The sequence below is a fragment of the Streptomyces sp. NPDC048106 genome (assembly GCF_040706415.1).
Taxonomy (GTDB): Bacteria; Actinomycetota; Actinomycetes; order Streptomycetales; family Streptomycetaceae; genus Streptomyces.
The window spans coordinates 1-15,201 of the sequence record NZ_JBEZND010000050.1 but is presented as its reverse complement, the minus strand read 5'-3'; the positions used below and the strand labels follow the sequence as shown (position 1 = coordinate 15,201).

General features: G+C 72.7%; 16 protein-coding genes. 9 read left to right on the top strand and 7 right to left on the bottom strand.

The genetic code is table 11. The features are described 5' to 3' along the window. Nucleotides 1-119: 119 nt before the first annotated feature. From AB0927_RS34970 to AB0927_RS34960, 3 genes are all read left to right on the top strand, one after another. On the top strand, nucleotides 120-380 hold the full coding sequence (locus AB0927_RS34970; RefSeq protein ID WP_366671844.1) for a heavy-metal-associated domain-containing protein: 261 nt from the start codon (nucleotides 120-122) through the stop codon (nucleotides 378-380). Between the two features lie 119 nt (nucleotides 381-499). After that, the gene (locus AB0927_RS34965; protein ID WP_366671843.1) at nucleotides 500-2,764 is read left to right on the top strand and encodes a heavy metal translocating P-type ATPase; all 2,265 of its coding nucleotides are present in this window, start codon (nucleotides 500-502) and stop codon (nucleotides 2,762-2,764) included. Between the two features lie 27 nt (nucleotides 2,765-2,791). Beyond that, nucleotides 2,792-3,061, top strand: coding sequence for a metal-sensitive transcriptional regulator (locus tag AB0927_RS34960; protein ID WP_366671842.1), 270 nt, complete (start codon nucleotides 2,792-2,794; stop codon nucleotides 3,059-3,061). A 59-nt stretch (nucleotides 3,062-3,120) separates the two neighbouring features. On the opposite strand, the gene AB0927_RS34955 is transcribed toward AB0927_RS34960, so the two are convergent. Beyond that, nucleotides 3,121-3,300 (bottom strand): hypothetical protein, encoded by a 180-nt coding sequence (locus AB0927_RS34955; protein WP_366671841.1) that lies wholly within the window; start codon nucleotides 3,298-3,300, stop codon nucleotides 3,121-3,123. Between the two features lie 110 nt (nucleotides 3,301-3,410). Here AB0927_RS34955 and AB0927_RS34950 point away from each other — a divergent pair, with 110 nt between their 5' ends. The 5 genes from AB0927_RS34950 to AB0927_RS34930 all read left to right on the top strand — a co-directional run bounded on the left by AB0927_RS34950 (nucleotide 3,411) and on the right by AB0927_RS34930 (nucleotide 7,723). Continuing rightward, a complete protein-coding gene (locus AB0927_RS34950) occupies nucleotides 3,411-3,803 on the top strand; it encodes a BlaI/MecI/CopY family transcriptional regulator (RefSeq protein WP_366671890.1) in 393 nt (130 codons plus the stop codon). Further along, on the top strand, nucleotides 3,800-4,783 hold the full coding sequence (locus AB0927_RS34945) for a M56 family metallopeptidase (protein WP_366671840.1): 984 nt from the start codon (nucleotides 3,800-3,802) through the stop codon (nucleotides 4,781-4,783). The genes AB0927_RS34950 and AB0927_RS34945 overlap by 4 nt, the downstream gene beginning before the upstream one ends. Nucleotides 4,784-5,150: 367 nt before the next feature. Beyond that, complete coding sequence (locus tag AB0927_RS34940; RefSeq protein ID WP_366671839.1) at nucleotides 5,151-6,011, top strand: class I SAM-dependent methyltransferase; 861 nt, start codon at nucleotides 5,151-5,153, stop codon at nucleotides 6,009-6,011. Between the two features lie 211 nt (nucleotides 6,012-6,222). Beyond that, a complete protein-coding gene (locus tag AB0927_RS34935) occupies nucleotides 6,223-7,164 on the top strand; it encodes a LuxR C-terminal-related transcriptional regulator (protein ID WP_366671838.1) in 942 nt (313 codons plus the stop codon). Nucleotides 7,165-7,279: 115 nt separating this feature from the next. Then, on the top strand, nucleotides 7,280-7,723 hold the full coding sequence (locus AB0927_RS34930) for a Fur family transcriptional regulator (RefSeq protein WP_366671837.1): 444 nt from the start codon (nucleotides 7,280-7,282) through the stop codon (nucleotides 7,721-7,723). A gap of 55 nt (nucleotides 7,724-7,778) precedes the next feature. Here the strand turns inward: AB0927_RS34930 and AB0927_RS34925 are convergent, their stop codons facing one another. From AB0927_RS34925 to asnB, 4 genes are all read right to left on the bottom strand, one after another. After that, on the bottom strand, nucleotides 7,779-8,168 hold the full coding sequence (locus AB0927_RS34925; protein WP_366671836.1) for a hypothetical protein: 390 nt from the start codon (nucleotides 8,166-8,168) through the stop codon (nucleotides 7,779-7,781). A 271-nt stretch (nucleotides 8,169-8,439) separates the two neighbouring features. Next, a complete protein-coding gene (gene mshA, locus AB0927_RS34920; RefSeq protein ID WP_366671889.1) occupies nucleotides 8,440-9,741 on the bottom strand; it encodes a D-inositol-3-phosphate glycosyltransferase in 1,302 nt (433 codons plus the stop codon). A 121-nt stretch (nucleotides 9,742-9,862) separates the two neighbouring features. Beyond that, entirely contained in the window at nucleotides 9,863-11,434 is a 1,572-nt protein-coding gene (locus AB0927_RS34915) for a class I tRNA ligase family protein (RefSeq protein ID WP_366671835.1), read from the bottom strand. A 160-nt stretch (nucleotides 11,435-11,594) separates the two neighbouring features. Next, complete coding sequence (gene asnB / locus AB0927_RS34910) at nucleotides 11,595-13,385, bottom strand: asparagine synthase (glutamine-hydrolyzing) (RefSeq protein WP_366671834.1); 1,791 nt, start codon at nucleotides 13,383-13,385, stop codon at nucleotides 11,595-11,597. A 154-nt stretch (nucleotides 13,386-13,539) separates the two neighbouring features. Between asnB and AB0927_RS34905 the strand changes: the two genes are divergently transcribed. Then, nucleotides 13,540-14,280 carry a PIG-L deacetylase family protein gene (locus AB0927_RS34905; RefSeq protein ID WP_366671833.1) on the top strand — a complete coding sequence of 247 codons (741 nt, stop codon included), beginning with the start codon at nucleotides 13,540-13,542 and terminating at the stop codon, nucleotides 14,278-14,280. Between the two features lie 47 nt (nucleotides 14,281-14,327). On the opposite strand, the gene AB0927_RS34900 is transcribed toward AB0927_RS34905, so the two are convergent. Next, nucleotides 14,328-15,008, bottom strand: a complete 681-nt coding sequence (locus tag AB0927_RS34900; protein WP_366671832.1) for a maleylpyruvate isomerase family mycothiol-dependent enzyme — start codon at nucleotides 15,006-15,008, stop codon at nucleotides 14,328-14,330. Nucleotides 15,009-15,027: 19 nt separating this feature from the next. Beyond that, nucleotides 15,028-15,201 (bottom strand): adenosylhomocysteinase (locus tag AB0927_RS34895; protein WP_366671888.1); only part of this gene is annotated, 174 nt, incomplete at its 5' end.

Below are 15,201 nucleotides of genomic sequence, written 5' to 3'. Positions count from 1 at the left end.
ATACCCCCAGGGGGTATGAAGTCAAACTGGATCCAGGCTTGCGCCGAATACGGGTGGGGGGTATACATGGAGCCGCTCCAAGATACCCCGAGGGGGTATCAGGACCGTAGGAGGAACCCGTGTCGAACCCCCGCATCCCTGACGGCAGTGCCCAGGCCAAGGTCGTGTACAAGGTCGACGGTGTCGGCAGCGCCCACTGCCAGGGTGTCGTCACCCGCGCGGTCGGCGGTCTGGACGAGGTCGCCGCGGTCGAGGTGGAGATCGGCACCGGCCTGGTGACCGTGACCCCCGTCGCCGCGGCCGACGAGGCGCTCGACGCGCTGATCGCCAAGGCCGTCGACGACGCCGGCTACGACTTCGCCGGCCGGGTGGCCGGCTGACCGGCCGGCCCTCCCGTGCCGGGCGCGACCGCCCGGCCCACCCACGTCGGGGCGGGGCCTGCCCGCCCGCGGTGCCCCGCCCCGGCTCTGTACGTCCACCAGCTCCGAGGAGCAGAGACATGACCACCACCACGCCCGGCGCGGCCGAGGTCGAACTCGCCATCGGCGGCATGACCTGCGCCTCGTGCGCCGCCCGGATCGAGAAGAAGCTCAACCGTATGGACGGTGTCGAGGCCACCGTCAACTACGCCACCGAGAAGGCCAAGGTCAGCTACAGCGCGGACATCGAGGTCGCCGACCTCATCGCGACCGTCGAGGCCACCGGCTACACCGCGCGCGAGCCCGAGCCGCCGCGCGCCCGGTCGGATTCCGGCGACTCGGCCGCCGCGGCGGAGACCGACGAACTACGGCCGCTGCGCGAGCGGTTGACGGCCGCGGTCGTGCTCGCGGTGCCCGTCATCGCGATGGCCATGGTCCCGGCCCTCCAGTTCGACAACTGGCAGTGGCTGTCGCTCACGCTGGCGGCACCGGTGGTCACCTACTCCGCGTGGCCGTTCCACAAGGCCGCCTGGACCAACGCCAGGCACGGCGCCGCCACCATGGACACCCTGATCTCCGTCGGCACCTCGGCGGCCTTCCTGTGGTCCCTGTGGGCGCTGTTCTTCGGCACGGCCGGCATGCCCGGCATGCGGCACCCCTTCGAACTGACCATCGCCCGCAGCGACGGCGCCGGCAACATCTACCTGGAGGCCGCCGCCGGAGTCACCGCCTTCATCCTGGCCGGCCGCTACTTCGAGGCCCGCTCCAAGCGCAAGGCAGGCGCCGCCCTGAAGGCCCTGCTCGAACTGGGCGCCAAGGAAGTCACCGTGCTGCGCGGCGGCCGCGAGGAACTCGTGCCCGTCGCCGAACTGACGGTCGGCGACCGCTTCCTGGTCCGCCCCGGCGAGAAGATCGCCACCGACGGCACCGTGGTCGAGGGCTCGTCCGCCGTGGACGCCTCCATGCTCACCGGCGAGTCCGTGCCGGTCGAGGTCGGTGTCGGCGACGGCGTCACCGGCGCCACCCTGAACGCGGGCGGCCGGCTCGTCGTCGAGGCCACCCGCGTCGGCGCCGACACCCAACTGGCCCGCATGGCCAAGCTCGTCGAGGACGCGCAGAACGGCAAGGCCGCGGCCCAGCGCCTCGCCGACAAGATCTCGGCGGTCTTCGTCCCCGTGGTCATCGCGCTGGCCATCGCCACGCTGGGCTTCTGGCTCGGCAACGGCGCGGGCATCACGGAGGCCTTCACCGCGGCCGTCGCCGTGCTGATCATCGCCTGCCCCTGCGCCCTCGGCCTCGCCACGCCCACCGCGCTCATGGTCGGCACCGGCCGCGGCGCCCAGCTCGGCATCCTCATCAAGGGCCCCGAGGTCCTGGAGACCACCCGCAAGGTCGACACCATCGTCCTGGACAAGACCGGCACTGTCACCACCGGCCGCATGACCCTGCTCGCCGTGCACACCGCCGACGGCACGGACGAGACCGAAGTGCTGCGTCTGGCAGGGGCGTTGGAGCACGCCTCCGAGCACCCCATCGCCCAGGCCGTCGCCGCCGGCGCCGCCGCCCGCGTGGGCACCCTGCCCGCCCCCGAGGACTTCGCCAACATCGCCGGACTCGGCGTGCAGGGCGTCGTGGAAGGGCACGCCGTGCTCGTCGGGCGCGAGAAGCTGCTCGCCGAGTGGACGATCGGGCTGACCGAGAAGCTCGCGCACACCAAGGCGCAGGCCGAGGCGGCCGGTCGTACGGCCATCACCGTGGCCTGGGACGGCGAGGCCCGCGCGGTGCTGGAGGTCGCCGACGCCATCAAGGAGACCAGCCCGGAGGCCATCCGCAGGCTGCGCGCGCTCGGCCTGACGCCCATCCTGCTGACCGGTGACAACCGGGCGGTCGCCGAATCGGTCGCCGCGGAGGTCGGGATCGCGCCCGAGCACGTCTACGCCGAGGTGCTGCCGCAGGACAAGGTCGACGTCGTCAAGTCCCTCCAGGGCGAAGGCCGTTCCGTCGCCATGGTCGGTGACGGGGTCAACGACGCCGCCGCGCTCGCCCAGGCCGACCTCGGCCTCGCGATGGGCACCGGTACGGACGCGGCCATCGAGGCCGGCGACCTGACGCTCGTGCGAGGGGACCTCAGGGTGGCGGCGGACGCGATCCGGCTGTCCCGCAAGACGCTGGGCACCATCCGGTCCAACCTCTTCTGGGCCTTCGCCTACAACGTCGCAGCCCTGCCGCTCGCGGCCAGTGGCCTGCTCAACCCGATGATCGCCGGCGCCGCCATGGCCTTCTCCTCGGTCTTCGTGGTCGGCAACAGCCTCCGGCTGCGCGGCTTCACGCCCGCGGACCGCTGAGGCGCGGACCAGGACAAGGAGGCCGCCGTGGCCCACCAGGACGACATCGTCAGACGGTTGCGCCGCATCGAAGGCCAGGTCCGTGGCCTACAGCGCATGGTCGAGGAGGGCGCCTACTGCATCGACGTCCTCACCCAGGTCGCCGCCACCAACGCCGCGCTGCAGTCCTGCGCGCTGGCCCTGCTGGACGAGCACCTCAACTGCTGTGTCACGGAGGCCATCGTCGAGGGCGGTGAACAGGCCAGGACCAAGCTCAGCGAGGCCTCCTCCGCCATCGCCCGGCTCGTACGGGCCTGATGGCCGGCCTCCGCGACGAAGGGCCCCGGACGGATCGCTCCGTCCGGGGCCCTCGTGCGTCACCCTTCCCTTGTTCCGACCGGCGCGCACTCGGCGCGCAGCCGCAGACCGAGACCGAGGCACAGGCCGAACACCTGGCGCAGCAGCACCAGTTCGGTCTCGCCCAGGCTCACTCCGCAGAACCGGGCGCACGCGGCCCTCGGACGTCCGACGACGACTTGTCTGCTGAAGGACACCATGTGTCGACCATACCCCTCCCCGGTATGGGGGAGGGGCCGTGTGGTTCTGCGCGCGGGAGGCTTGTCCTACGATGTGGAGCGCCTCGGTGACGGGCGGCGGAGGGGAACAGGTGCGACGGCTCGGTGGTCTGGAAGCCGAAATCATGGATCGTCTCTGGAACTGGGGACGGCCCGCCACGGTCCGGGAGGTCGTCGACGACATCAACCGGTTTCGGCCGGTCGCCTACACGACGGTCATGACGGTCGCGGACATCCTGCACCGCAAGGGCATGCTCCGGCGCGAGAAGGCCGGGCGCGCCTGGCTGTACGACGTGCTGCGCAGCCGCGAGGAGTACACCGCGAGCCTGATGCAGGAGGCCCTCGGCAGCACCGAGGACCGGCAGGCCGCGCTCCAGCGCTTCGTGGAGCGCATGTCGCCGCAGGACGTGTCCGTCCTGGAGGCCGCCCTGCGCGCGGCCGGGCACCGGCCCGCCGGCGAGGCGCCACCGGAGAGCCCGTCGTGAGGGAACCCCTGTACCACGCCGGGGAGTTCTTGCTCAGGTTCCATCACGTCCTGCCGCCGCTGATGCTGGCCGTCGCCGCCGGGGTGATCCTGCCGCGGTTCCTCGTCCGCAGTCCCTGGACGCACCGGACGCCCCGGCTCGCGCTCGGGTTATGGGGACTGCTGGTGCTCGTCCTCACCGCCTCCCTGTCCCTCGCGCTCCTGCAACTGTTCTTCCCCGCCGCCGAGGACCATCGGGTGCCCGAGGTGATCCAGGGCTGCTTCCTCGCCAGCGGCGGACGCTGCGTCTCCGTCATGCTGAACGGCCTGGGGCGGCCCAGCGTCCGCGCGTGGGCGGGGTTCGCCGCGGCCGCCTGCCCGCCGCTCGCCCTCACCCTGGCCTTCGCCCGGCAGGTGTTCGACTTCCGGTGCCGACGGGACCGGCACGCCGAACTCCTCGGCATGGTAGGGAGCTGGTGCTCCGAACTGCGGGCCACCGTGCTGCCGCACACCACCCCCGCCGTCTACTGCCTCCCTGGACGCGCGCCCCAGGTGGTGGTCAGCGAGGGCGCCGTCAGCGCCCTGACGGGGGAACAGCTCACCGCCGCGCTGGAGCACGAACGCGCGCACATCGCGGGCCGCCACCACCTTCTCGCGGCCGCCGCCTCGGCCATCGGGGTCCTCTCCCAGCGGCTTCCGCTGGCCCGGTTCGTCGGCGACGAGGTGCCCCTCCTGCTCGAAATGGCCGCCGACGACCGCGCGTTGCGCCGGTGTTCGCGCCCGGCGCTCGCCGTCGCCCTGTACGCGGTCGCGGCCGGACAGACGCCGCACGCCGCCCTGGCGGCGGGCGGCTCGTCGGCGTTGCTGCGCATGCGGCGCATCCTGCAACCACCCACCGAGCGCCCCACCGTGCTGGGTGTCGCCCTGCTCGTCCTCACCCTGACGGTCGGCCTGTCCGCCCTGGCGGCGGTGTGCTGCTCCGTCCCGGGACCCGGCCTGTGACCGGGTGAAGGACCTGCCCTGACGGGCATGGACGTGCGGTCCGCCATGACCGGTGGCGTCCCCGGCGCCGGGGAGGGCAAGCCCCGCACCTTGCACCCCGCCCCTTGTACCCCGCACCCCGCGCGCCGCACCCGGCCACCGCCGCGGCACCGGCGGCGCTCATCGACCGCGCCCCGCCAGGCCGACGACGGCCCCGCACGGTCGGTCAGCGGCGCGGGGCTGGCGTACCCACGCGTTGGCGTGAACGCGCATTCCTCCTGGCTGGACCGCCGAGGCCGCTCCCGGACACGATGGTCGGGCGGCGTGATCCCGGCGGTACGGGGTCCGCCCGGACGGCCGGGAAAGGCCGAGGCCACCTGGAGGAGCGATGCACACACAGACCGGCACACCGGTGAGGCCCGCGCTCGTACCGGACCCGTCGTCCCGGACCGCCACCGCGTCCCCGCTCCGCCCCGACCGGCTTCCCGGCCTCGAGTGCCTCGCCCCGCTCACGGGGGAGGACGTGTGGCTCCAGGACGCCCTGCTCGGCCCGTTCAGCGACGACATCCTGGAGTACCTGGCGCTGGCCAGGGCCACCGGCGGTCCGGTGCTCGACCTGGGCTCGGGCGCGGGCCGGCTCGCCGTGCCCCTCGCGCGCCACGGCTTCACGGTGGACGCGGTCGACCTGGACCGGCACAGCCTGCACCGGCTGCTCGACTGGGCCCGCCGCCTCGGCCCCCACGTGCGCGACCGGATCACCGCCACCCGCACCGATCTGCTCCGCCTCCGCTCGCACCGGCCCTGCCGGCTCGCCCTGATGGCCGGTTCGATGATCGCCGCCGTCCCCCCGTGGTCCCGTCCCCGTGTGCTGCGGGAGATCGCCGGGCTCCTCGGACCGCACGGCGCGCTCGCCTTCGACTACACCGCCCACGACGCCATGGAACTGGCCGAACACCCCTGCCGCGTCCGGTCGTTCGAGGTGCCGCGGTTCGACGGGATCACCGAATGGGTCGTGGCGCGACAGGACTTCGACCCGGTGGCCATGCGCGAACACATCACCTACACCATCGAGCGCTCGGAACCGGCCGGGACCCGCGCCTCGCTGGTGACGACCGACAAGTGGATCGTCAACTCCCTTGCGCTGCACCGGGACTTGCGCGCCGCCGGACTGTGCGTCGTCGACGAGCGGCAGCACTGGCTCGACGAGCGGACGCGAAGCGTGCTGCTGGTGTGCCGCGCGGGTGCGTGACGAGTGTCACATTACTAAGCAGCATCGGAGATCTCTGGCCTTCTCTGTGACAAGGTGTGATGGGAGAGCTTCACGCAATCACAAGGGGGGCCGCGTCGCGGTGATCAATGGCAGTGGCGGGGCAGGGACGCAATCCACTGATCTGGCTCTCACCTTCTACCGGCAGCTTCGCGCCCAAGGAGCGTCGAGCCTGCACAGAGTCGCGTCGGACATGGGCTTATCGGAGGACGACCTCGCCCGATGTCGTGAGGAACTGACCGACCTCGGCCTGGTCGTCCGGACCGGCCAACTGCACGCGAGCCGCCTCGAACCGGACGCGCCCGACGAGGCGGAGACCGACGTCGTCACCGTCATCGCCCCCGAGATCGCCCTGCTGCGGCTGCTGGAGCGCGAGCGCACCCGGCTGCGCAACCACCTGGAGCAGGCCGACCGGGCGCACCACACGCTCAAGACGCTCGCCGGCAACTTCCTGCGCACCGAGACGCTGGCCCAGACGGTCGGCGTGGAGATCGAGATCCTCTCCGACTACCGGCGCATCCAGCAGGTGCTGGAGGACATCACGGTGACCGTCCAGGGCAGCCTCGCCTCGATGCACCCGATCGCGCGCGGGCGGGAGATCCCCGAGCGGGCTCTCGACCGGGACCGGCGGCAGATCGAGAAGGGCGTCCAGATCCGCTCCATTTTCAGCCAGCGTCTGACGTCGGTGCCCGAGGACGCGGAGCATCTGCGGATGAAGGCGAAGCTGGGCGTCCAGGTGCGCCTCTCGCCCGTCGTCCCCATGAACATGATCATCGCGGACGAGCAGTTCGCGATCCTTCCGGTCGACCCGGAGGACGGCTCGGCCGGCGCCATCCTCGCCCACGGCTCCGCGATCGTGCGCTCGTACCAGACACTGTTCGAGCACTGCTGGCACACCGCGACGCCGTACGGGGAGCAGGTGCTGCCCGCGCGGGGCGGGGACGGGCTCTCGGAGCAGCAGCGGGCGGCGCTGCGCATGCTGGCCTCGGGCATGAAGGACGAGAAGGTCGCGCGCAGCCTCGGCGTCTCGCTGCGGACGGTGAGCCGGATGATCTCCGAGCTGATGCAGGAACTCGGCGCCTCCAGCCGCTTCGAGCTGGGCGTGCGGGCCGCGCGGCTCGGCTGGCTCGACTGACCGCCGCCGCCCGGCGCGGGGCCTTCTCGGCCATCGGCTCCCTCGCCCCCGGCGCACCGGGTGGACCAAGAGGTACGATGCGTTCAAACTTTTGGTCTCACCAGATGGCGGGAAGATGGCACGCGAAGCGGTGGCTCAGGGACGCGAGGCGGCGATCCAGCAACTGCGCGATGCGGGGCTGCGGGTCACCAGCCCGCGCCTGGAGGTGCTGCAGGTGCTCGCGTCGGGAGATCATCTCGACGTCGAGGGCCTGACGGCGACGGCGCGCGAACGGCTGGGCACTCTCACGTCACAGGCCGTCTACGAAATGCTGCGGCATTTTCTGGAGGCGGGCCTGGTGACGAAATTCGAGCGCCCCGGCAGACCGGCGGTGTTCGAAATCGCGGGACCGCGCCACCAGCACGCGCTGTGTGTACATTGCGGGCGCGTGGAAAACGTCGCTCACAGCGCCCCGGCTCTACCGCGAAAAGATCTGCCGGACTGGGATGTGAACGACGCGGATATTGTTTTCAAGGGGCTGTGCCCCGACTGCCGTTCCCTGGTTTCCGCGGCGGGCTGACAGAGGGGCCGGGGGACGGTCGCCCGTCACGCCCGGCCCGGGGAAAAGCGCCGCGTCACACCGCCGCGGGCGGCGTCGGCCAGTTGTTGTCCGCCGGCTCGGGGGTGGTGGGCCAGTTGTTGTCCGCCGGGACGGCGGAGGTGCCGGGCCAGTTGTTGTCGGCCGGAACGGCGCTGGCCGTGGGCCAGTTGTTGTCCGCGGGCGTGGGGTCGGTGGTGGGCCAGTTGTTGTCCGCCGGAGTGACCGTGGCCGTGCTGGGCCAGTTGTTGTCCGCCGGGGTGGGGCTGGGCGCGGTCGGCCAGTTGTTGTCGGCCACCGCGTGGTGCGCGGAGTGCGTTCCCGTGGCGGTGGCCGCGACCGTTCCTCCCGCCACGGCGGTACAGACAAGGGCGGCGAGGGCGAACTGGCGGGCGGTGGTGCGGAAACCGGCGGTGCGGGAAGGCATGGACACTTTTCCTCCAGGAAGAGATCGATGATTTCCGTCTTCGGGCCCGTGCCGCCGGGCTTGTTCCGAAGACATTTCTATAATCGCCCTCCCTGGACGGGGAGTCCATGTTTCCGCAAGTCGTGGACCTGCCATGGCGCGGATATGACAGCGCCGTGACTGGTGGTGCCGTATTGAATCACCACAGGGGGCTTTATCCGGCCAATCGAAGAAATCAGGCCGGACATCCTTTTTGGGTGAGCCAACACCTTTGGTCCGCTCAAATGAAATGCTAGGCTGGCACCGCGGCCCTTTTGTACCTCCGGGAGGAAGCGGCCGCGGGGGCAGGGGCGTGCCGCCGTTCCTGCCCCACCTGAGTCGCCCGGTCCCGCAGCGCACGAGTGTAACTGCCCAGTGTGGCACGGGCCGTCGACCCCCAGTCCAGTCGGCGGGCATGCGCCGCGGCGGCGCGGCCCATGCCCGCCGCGTGCGCGGGATGCTCCGCGAACCAGCGCAACGCGCGCGCGTAGTCGTCCGGGTCGTGACCCCGTACGAGGAGACCGGTCAGCCCGTCCCGCACGGCGGCGGGCAGCCCGCCGACCGCCGAGGCCAGCACCGGCGTGCCACAGGCCTGTGCCTCCAGCGCCACCAGCCCGAAGGACTCGCTGCGCGACGGCATCACCAGCACGTCCGCGGCCCGGTACCAGTCGGCCAGCTCCGCCTGCGGAGCGGCGGGTTGGCAGCGCACCACATCCAGCAGGCCGAGCCGCGCGCACAGCTCCCGCAGCTCGCCCGGCGCCCGCGTTCCGGCCCCGCTGAGTCCGCCGATGACGGGCACGAGCAGCCGCCGGCGCAGCCCGGGTGACTCCCGCAGCAGCGCGGCGACCGAGCGGACCAGTATGTCCGGGCCCTTCAGCGGCTGGATGCGCCCGGCGAACAGCGGAACGAAGGCGTCCTGCGGCAGACCGAGCCGTGCGCGCGCCGCCCGCCGTCCGTCCGCCGGGTGGAAGATCCGCACGTTGATCCCGGGCGTGACCACATCGGTGCGATCGGCGTCGGCCCCGTACAGGTCGCCCAACGCCCGTGCCTCGTCGGTGGTGTTGGCGATGAGCCGGTCGGCGGTCGCCGCGAGGGCCGCCTCGCCGTGGATGCGCGGTCCGGGCTCGGGGCGGTCGCCCGGGGCGAGCGAGGCGTTCTTCACCAGGGCCAGGGTGTGCATCGTGTGCACCAGCGGGATGTTCCGGCGCTCGGCGGCGGGGGCGCCGGCCTGTCCCGCGAGCCAGTAGTGGGAGTGGATCACGTCGTAGCGGTCGCGGGCGGTCGCGGCGAGCAGGGCGCGGGCGAAGTCCGGCACCAGGTCCGGCATGGCCTCCTTCGGCAGCGGCCGGCGCGGGCCGGCCGGCAGGTGCAGGACGTCGACCCCGGGGGCGAGTGCGACGCGGGACGGGTGGCCCTCGCCGAGGCAGCGGGTGAACAGGTCCACCCGGGCGCCCTCGCGGGCGAGGGCGCGGGACAACTCGACCATGTAGACGTTCATGCCGCCCGCGTCACCCGTACCGGGCTGGTGCAGCGGCGAGGTGTGGACACTGAGCATGGCGATACGCAAGGACACGAGAGGGACTCCTTCGCTGACGGAACCGCAAACCGCGGTGCCCACCCGCTCCTCGCTGGGAACGGGTGGGCACCTGGTCTCCCGCGGGCGCGGGAGCAGTGGGTCAGAAACCGAACACCGGGCCGGACGGCGGGGCCAGCCGCGTTCCGGGAGACAGCGGGACGAGGGCCTCGGGGGTCACCGGACCGCCCGGCGACACGTCCAGTGCCTGGGCCAGCCGCGCCGCGCCCTCGGGCATCACCGGCCAGGCCCAGGAGGTGAGCGCCGACGCCACCGCCAACTGCGCCGCCAGCGCGGGCAGATGATGCCCCGCACCGGACGGCCGGTGCCGCTCGAACGCGTTGACATGCCCGAAGTCGGCGGCACAGCACACCACTTCGTCCAGTACGGCGACCACGCGCCGGGGATCGTACGCCTCGGGTGCGTACGCCTCGCGCAGATCCTCGGCGGCCCGGTGCAGCCGGTGGCGCAGCGCCGCCCAGCCCTCGCCCCCGGGCTCCGCGTCCGGCACCCGGCCCGCGCTGTCTTCGCGGACGGCGGCGAACAGCCGGCTCAGCCAGTTGTTCCAGGTGCCGTCCAGGAGCGCGCGGGTGCGCTCCAGGTCCGCGCGCCCGACGGTGCCGCCGGGGTCCTGCGGCCGCGCCGTCAGGACGTGCCGGCGCACGGTGTCCGCCCCGAAATCCGTGAGCAGGTCCAGCGCCCACAGCGCGGGAGCGCCGTCCTGTTCCCCGGCGCCGGTGCCGGAGGTCTCGTTGACGCGGAACTCCTGGGGCAGCTTCAGGCCGAGCGCGACCAGCATCGCGGGCAGCAGGACCACATGGGAGAAGGCGTGCCCGAACCCGCAGAAGTGCAGGGCCCGTTCGGGTAAGGGCTGCTGGTCGTGGCCATAGCCGAAGAGGTGCATCGCGGCGGACTCGAAGCAGGAGTCGACCCGGTGTCCGTCGAAGCCGTCCACGGGTACCGGGACACCCCACTCGCCCGGCTGTCCCACCGGGACGTCGGGCAGCCCGTCTTCCAGGAGACTTTCGCACAGGACCGCCAGCCGCGGCGGCAGCCCCGCGCTCCGCCAGTGGTCGGCGAGCAGCTCCCGCATCGGTTCCAGGGGCAGGTAGAGGCGGCGGCAGCGGCGCGGGCGGCCCGGCGCACCGCACCGCGCGCACGCCGGATCGACCAGCTCGCCGTCGTTGGGCCGGGCGCACTCCTGGCACAACCCGCCCCCGGCGCGCGCCCCGCAGTGGCCGCACGCACCGGTGACGTACGCGCCGTGCAGCCACTGCCGGCAGGGCTCGCAGTAGTACGCAGGCCGGGTGCGGGGCACGATGACGCCCTGTGCGTAGAGGTCGAGGAAGAGTTCCTGGAGCCACCGGCGGTAGCCGCGGTCGCGTTCCGGACGGACCACACGGTCGAGCCGGACGCCGGCGCGCAGCCAGTCGGCGGTGATCGCCGTCCGGAAGCCCTCCGCCACCTCCTGCGGCTTGCGCCCGCCGCGCAGCGCGCGCAGTTCCACGGACTCGGCGTGATCGGCGGTGCCCGAGGTGAAGAGCACGCAGTGGCCGTCCGCGCGCAGGGAGCGGCTGAGGACGTCGGCGGCGACATACGGTCCGGCGAGGTGCCCGATGTGCAGTTCGCCGTCACTGGCAAGGGGGGTGGCGGTGATCCAGAGTGGGCTGCTCATGGCCGAGCTCCTTGGCGGTGGGGGAGCGCTGCTGAGCCGCGAGCGTCAGCGGGGCTCGACGTGGCACTCCGGGGGCTGTCTCCACAGTGACAGAAAGGCGGCACCCCGATCGCGCCGCGAGCGGTGCGCGTTCACGCCGTGACGTGGATGCGCCAGCCGATCACGCCGCGAGGCCCGTCGACACCCGGAACCCCTGCACCACGTCGGTCCACAACTCGTGTACGCCGAGCGCCCACAGGGCGAGGGCGTCCTGTTCGGAGGGCCGTTCGGCGTGCCGGGCGAACAGCGCCTGCACCCGGTCGGCGCGCAACTGCCCCGTGCCCCTCAGCCGCGCGGGCGACAGCAGTTCGCGCAGGGTCCACAGCAGAGGCCCGTCGACGGCGAGCATCGCGGACAGGGGCAGCGTGAAGGGCTGTTTGGGCCGGCGGAGCGTGGCGGCCGGGAGCAGCTCCCGCCCGGCCTCGTACAAGGCCCTTTTCCCGGTGCGCAGTTCGATGGGCAGCCGCCGGGCCAGACGCACCACATCCGGCTGGCAGAACGGCATCCGGGTCTCGACCGCCCATGCCATGCTCAGATGGTCCACCCGCCGCAAGTGGTACGCCGGCAGCCTGCGACGCGTCTCGAACCGCTGGAGCGCATCGGCCCGTTCGGTGCCGCAGGCGCGCAGCTCGGCCGTGATCCGGTCGGCCGCGGAGCCCCGCTCGGCGATGAACGCCCGGTATTCGGCGGTGTAGAGCCACTCCCGCAGCAGCCGGGGCGCGGCCGCCAGCGCGTCGGCGTAGGCCACCGTCCAGTCGGTCCCGGCGGGCGCGGCAAGCGCGGCGCCGATCCGGTCGTAGCCGCCGAAGAGTTCGTCCGCGCCGTCCCCGGTGAGCGCCGCGGTGAACCCGGCCTCGCGCACGGCCCTGAAGAGCGCGTAGGTGCTGACGGTGATGGGATCGGCGTTGGGCTGGCCCAGATGGCGCACCGTGCGGGTCAGCAGCGAGGGCAGCTCGGCCGGATCGACGGCGACCTGGTGGTGGCGGGTGCGGGCGCGCCTGGCGACGGCCTTCGCGTAGGTGTCCTCGGCTCCCGGCCAGCGGCCGCGGTAGCCGAGGTGGAAGGTGTGCAGGGGCTCGGCGTGTTCCGCGGCGAGGGCGGTCACCAGCGCGGAGTCCAGGCCGCCGCTGGTCAGGGCGCACAGCGGCAGGTCCATGTCGGCGAGCCGGTGCACCTCGTGGCGCAGGGTGTCCAGCACGTCGGTGGCGGAGGGCGCCGGCCCGGTCCGGGGCGCTGCGGCACGGGGGCCGCAGCGCAGCATCCGCAGCCCCTCGCTCCCGCGGGCCACCGCAACGCTCCCGGGCGGCAGGACGCGGATCTCGCGCAGGGCGGTCTCGGTGCCGAAGGGGGTCCTGGTGGACAGGACGGTGTCGAGGGTGTCCTCGCGCGGGGCGATGGGCACCCCGTCGAACGCGAGCAGTGCGGGGATCTCGGAGGCGAACCGTACGGCGCCCCGGGGGCCCTGGTGGTAGTGCAGGGGCTTCATGCCCATCCCGTCGACCGCCAGGACGAGTTGCGGCCGGCGCTCACGCAGGTCGAGGACGGCGATCGCGAACATCCCGTCCAGCAGGTCGGCGAACCCGGGGCCGAACTCGGTGTACAGGGCGGGCAGCAGACTGCCGTCGCAGCGGTCCGGGAACCGGTGGCCGCGCGCGGTCAACTGCCCGCGCAGCTCCCGGTGGTTGTAGATCTCCCCGTTCAGTACGGCCAGCACGCCCGGCGCCGTCGGCAGGGTGAAGGGCTGGGCGCCGCCCGCCGGATCGGTCACGGCGAGCCGGTCGCAGCCGAGCGACCAGCCGCGGCCGGTCAGGACGCCGCGGTCGTCCGGCCCCCCGTGCCGTTGCCGGGCCGACACCGTGGCCAGCTCGGCGCCGGTGGCCGCGACCGCGAAGGAGCCGAAGATCCTGCACATGCTGATGGCCTCCGATACTTGGTTCCCACGTTGTTTTGAGACAACAAAATATCGTTGGACCGTCAAATATCGGCCTGGCGCGTAGGTGTCATGGCGTCGATGCGCCACCGGGGCCGCCTTGTCCCGCAGGTGGCCGCCCAACAGGGTTGATCTCATGGATGAGTTCAGGGCCGAGCCCCCAGACCGCGGCGCGCCGGAGAGTCTTCTCGTCGTGGCCGCCCACCCGGACGACATCGAATTCTGCGTCAGCGGCACGGTGATGCGCTGGATCGCCGAGGGCACCCGCGTGACGTACTGCATCGTGACCGACGGCGACGCCGGTGGCTACGACGAGCGGCTGCCCCGCCAGGCGATGGCCGATCTGCGCCGCGCCGAGCAGGTCCATTCGGCCAGGCTCAGCGGGGTGCAGGACGTGCGCTTCCTCGGCTACCGGGACAGCTTCGTGGAGCCGAGCGCCGAACTGCGCCGCGATCTGTGCCGGGTGATCCGCCAGGTCCGGCCGCAGCGCGCGATCATCCCCAGCCCGGAGATCAACTGGAAACGGGTCGCGGACCTGCACCCGGACCACCGGGCGGTCGGGGACGCGGCCCTGCGGGCCGTCTACCCGGAGGCGCGCAACCCCTTCGCGCACCCGGAGCTCCTCAAGAGCGAGGGCCTCGACCCGTGGATCGTGCCCGAGCTGTGGCTCATGACCGGACCGACCCCCAACCAGTACGTCGACGTCACCACCGTCTTCGAGCGCAAGGTCGAGGCGCTGCGCATCCACACCTCGCAGACGGCGCACTTCGAGGACCTCGCCGGGCTGCTGCGCGACTGGCTCGCGGAGCACGCCGGCGCGGGCGGCCTGCCCCAGGGCCGCCTCGCCGAGGCCTTCCAGATCGTCAGGACGGGGTGAGAGCCATCGTCAGGGCCGCGTGAGAGCCGGTGTCACCGGCAGGGGGCTCACCGGTAGATGCACAGCTCCTTCTCCGTGGCACCCGACAGCTGATAGCGGGTGCCGACGAGCGGGCGGCCGGTGTAGATGCGGATCAGGGTGGGCATGTCGCCGCGGAACTCGGCGACGGGACGCTCCGGGCAGGGATTCCCCAGGGGCAGGGGTACCGGGAGGTCCGGCAGATGGGCGTACAGGCCCGGCGTCCCGCGCCGGCGGCTGGTCGCCGTGAGCAGGGGGAGGGCGTGCTCCGCGCTCTCCCCGGCGTACGCCCCCCGCTCCCCGAACGCCTCGCGCACATCACCGGCGTGCACCCATTCGCCCAGCGCGACGGCGTCCAGCCGGTCGTCGTCCTGCCGGGCGATGACCGGGCCGGCTTCCGTGAGCCCCCGGTCCAGCTCGTCCAGCACGCGCTCGAGCGGCCAGTCCTCGCGCTCCGCCACATCCCTGGCGTTGGCCTCCGGCAGGAACACGCCCTCCTCGAGCCGGCCCTCGACGATGCGGACCAACGCGGCGCCGCAGTGGGCGATGACCTGCCGCGCGGTCCAGCCGGGGCAGGCGGTGCGCAGCTCGAACCGCTCCCGCGGGGTGGCGCGCAACAGCGGCATCAGCGCGTCCCGCTCCGCGCGGAGCAGCCGGCCGGGCAGGCCGGGATCCCGGCCCGTCGCCGCGTACGGGTTGTGCTCGGACATCTCTGTCTGCTCCGCCGGCTCAGTAGCGGTAGTGGTCCGGCTTGTACGGGCCTTCGACCTCCACGCCGATGTACGCGGCCTGCTCCGGGCGCAGCGTGGTCAGCTTGACGCCGAGGGCGTCGAGGTGGAGGCGGGCGACCTTCTCGTCGAGGTGCTTGGGCAGCACGTACACGCCGGTCGGGTACTCGTCGGG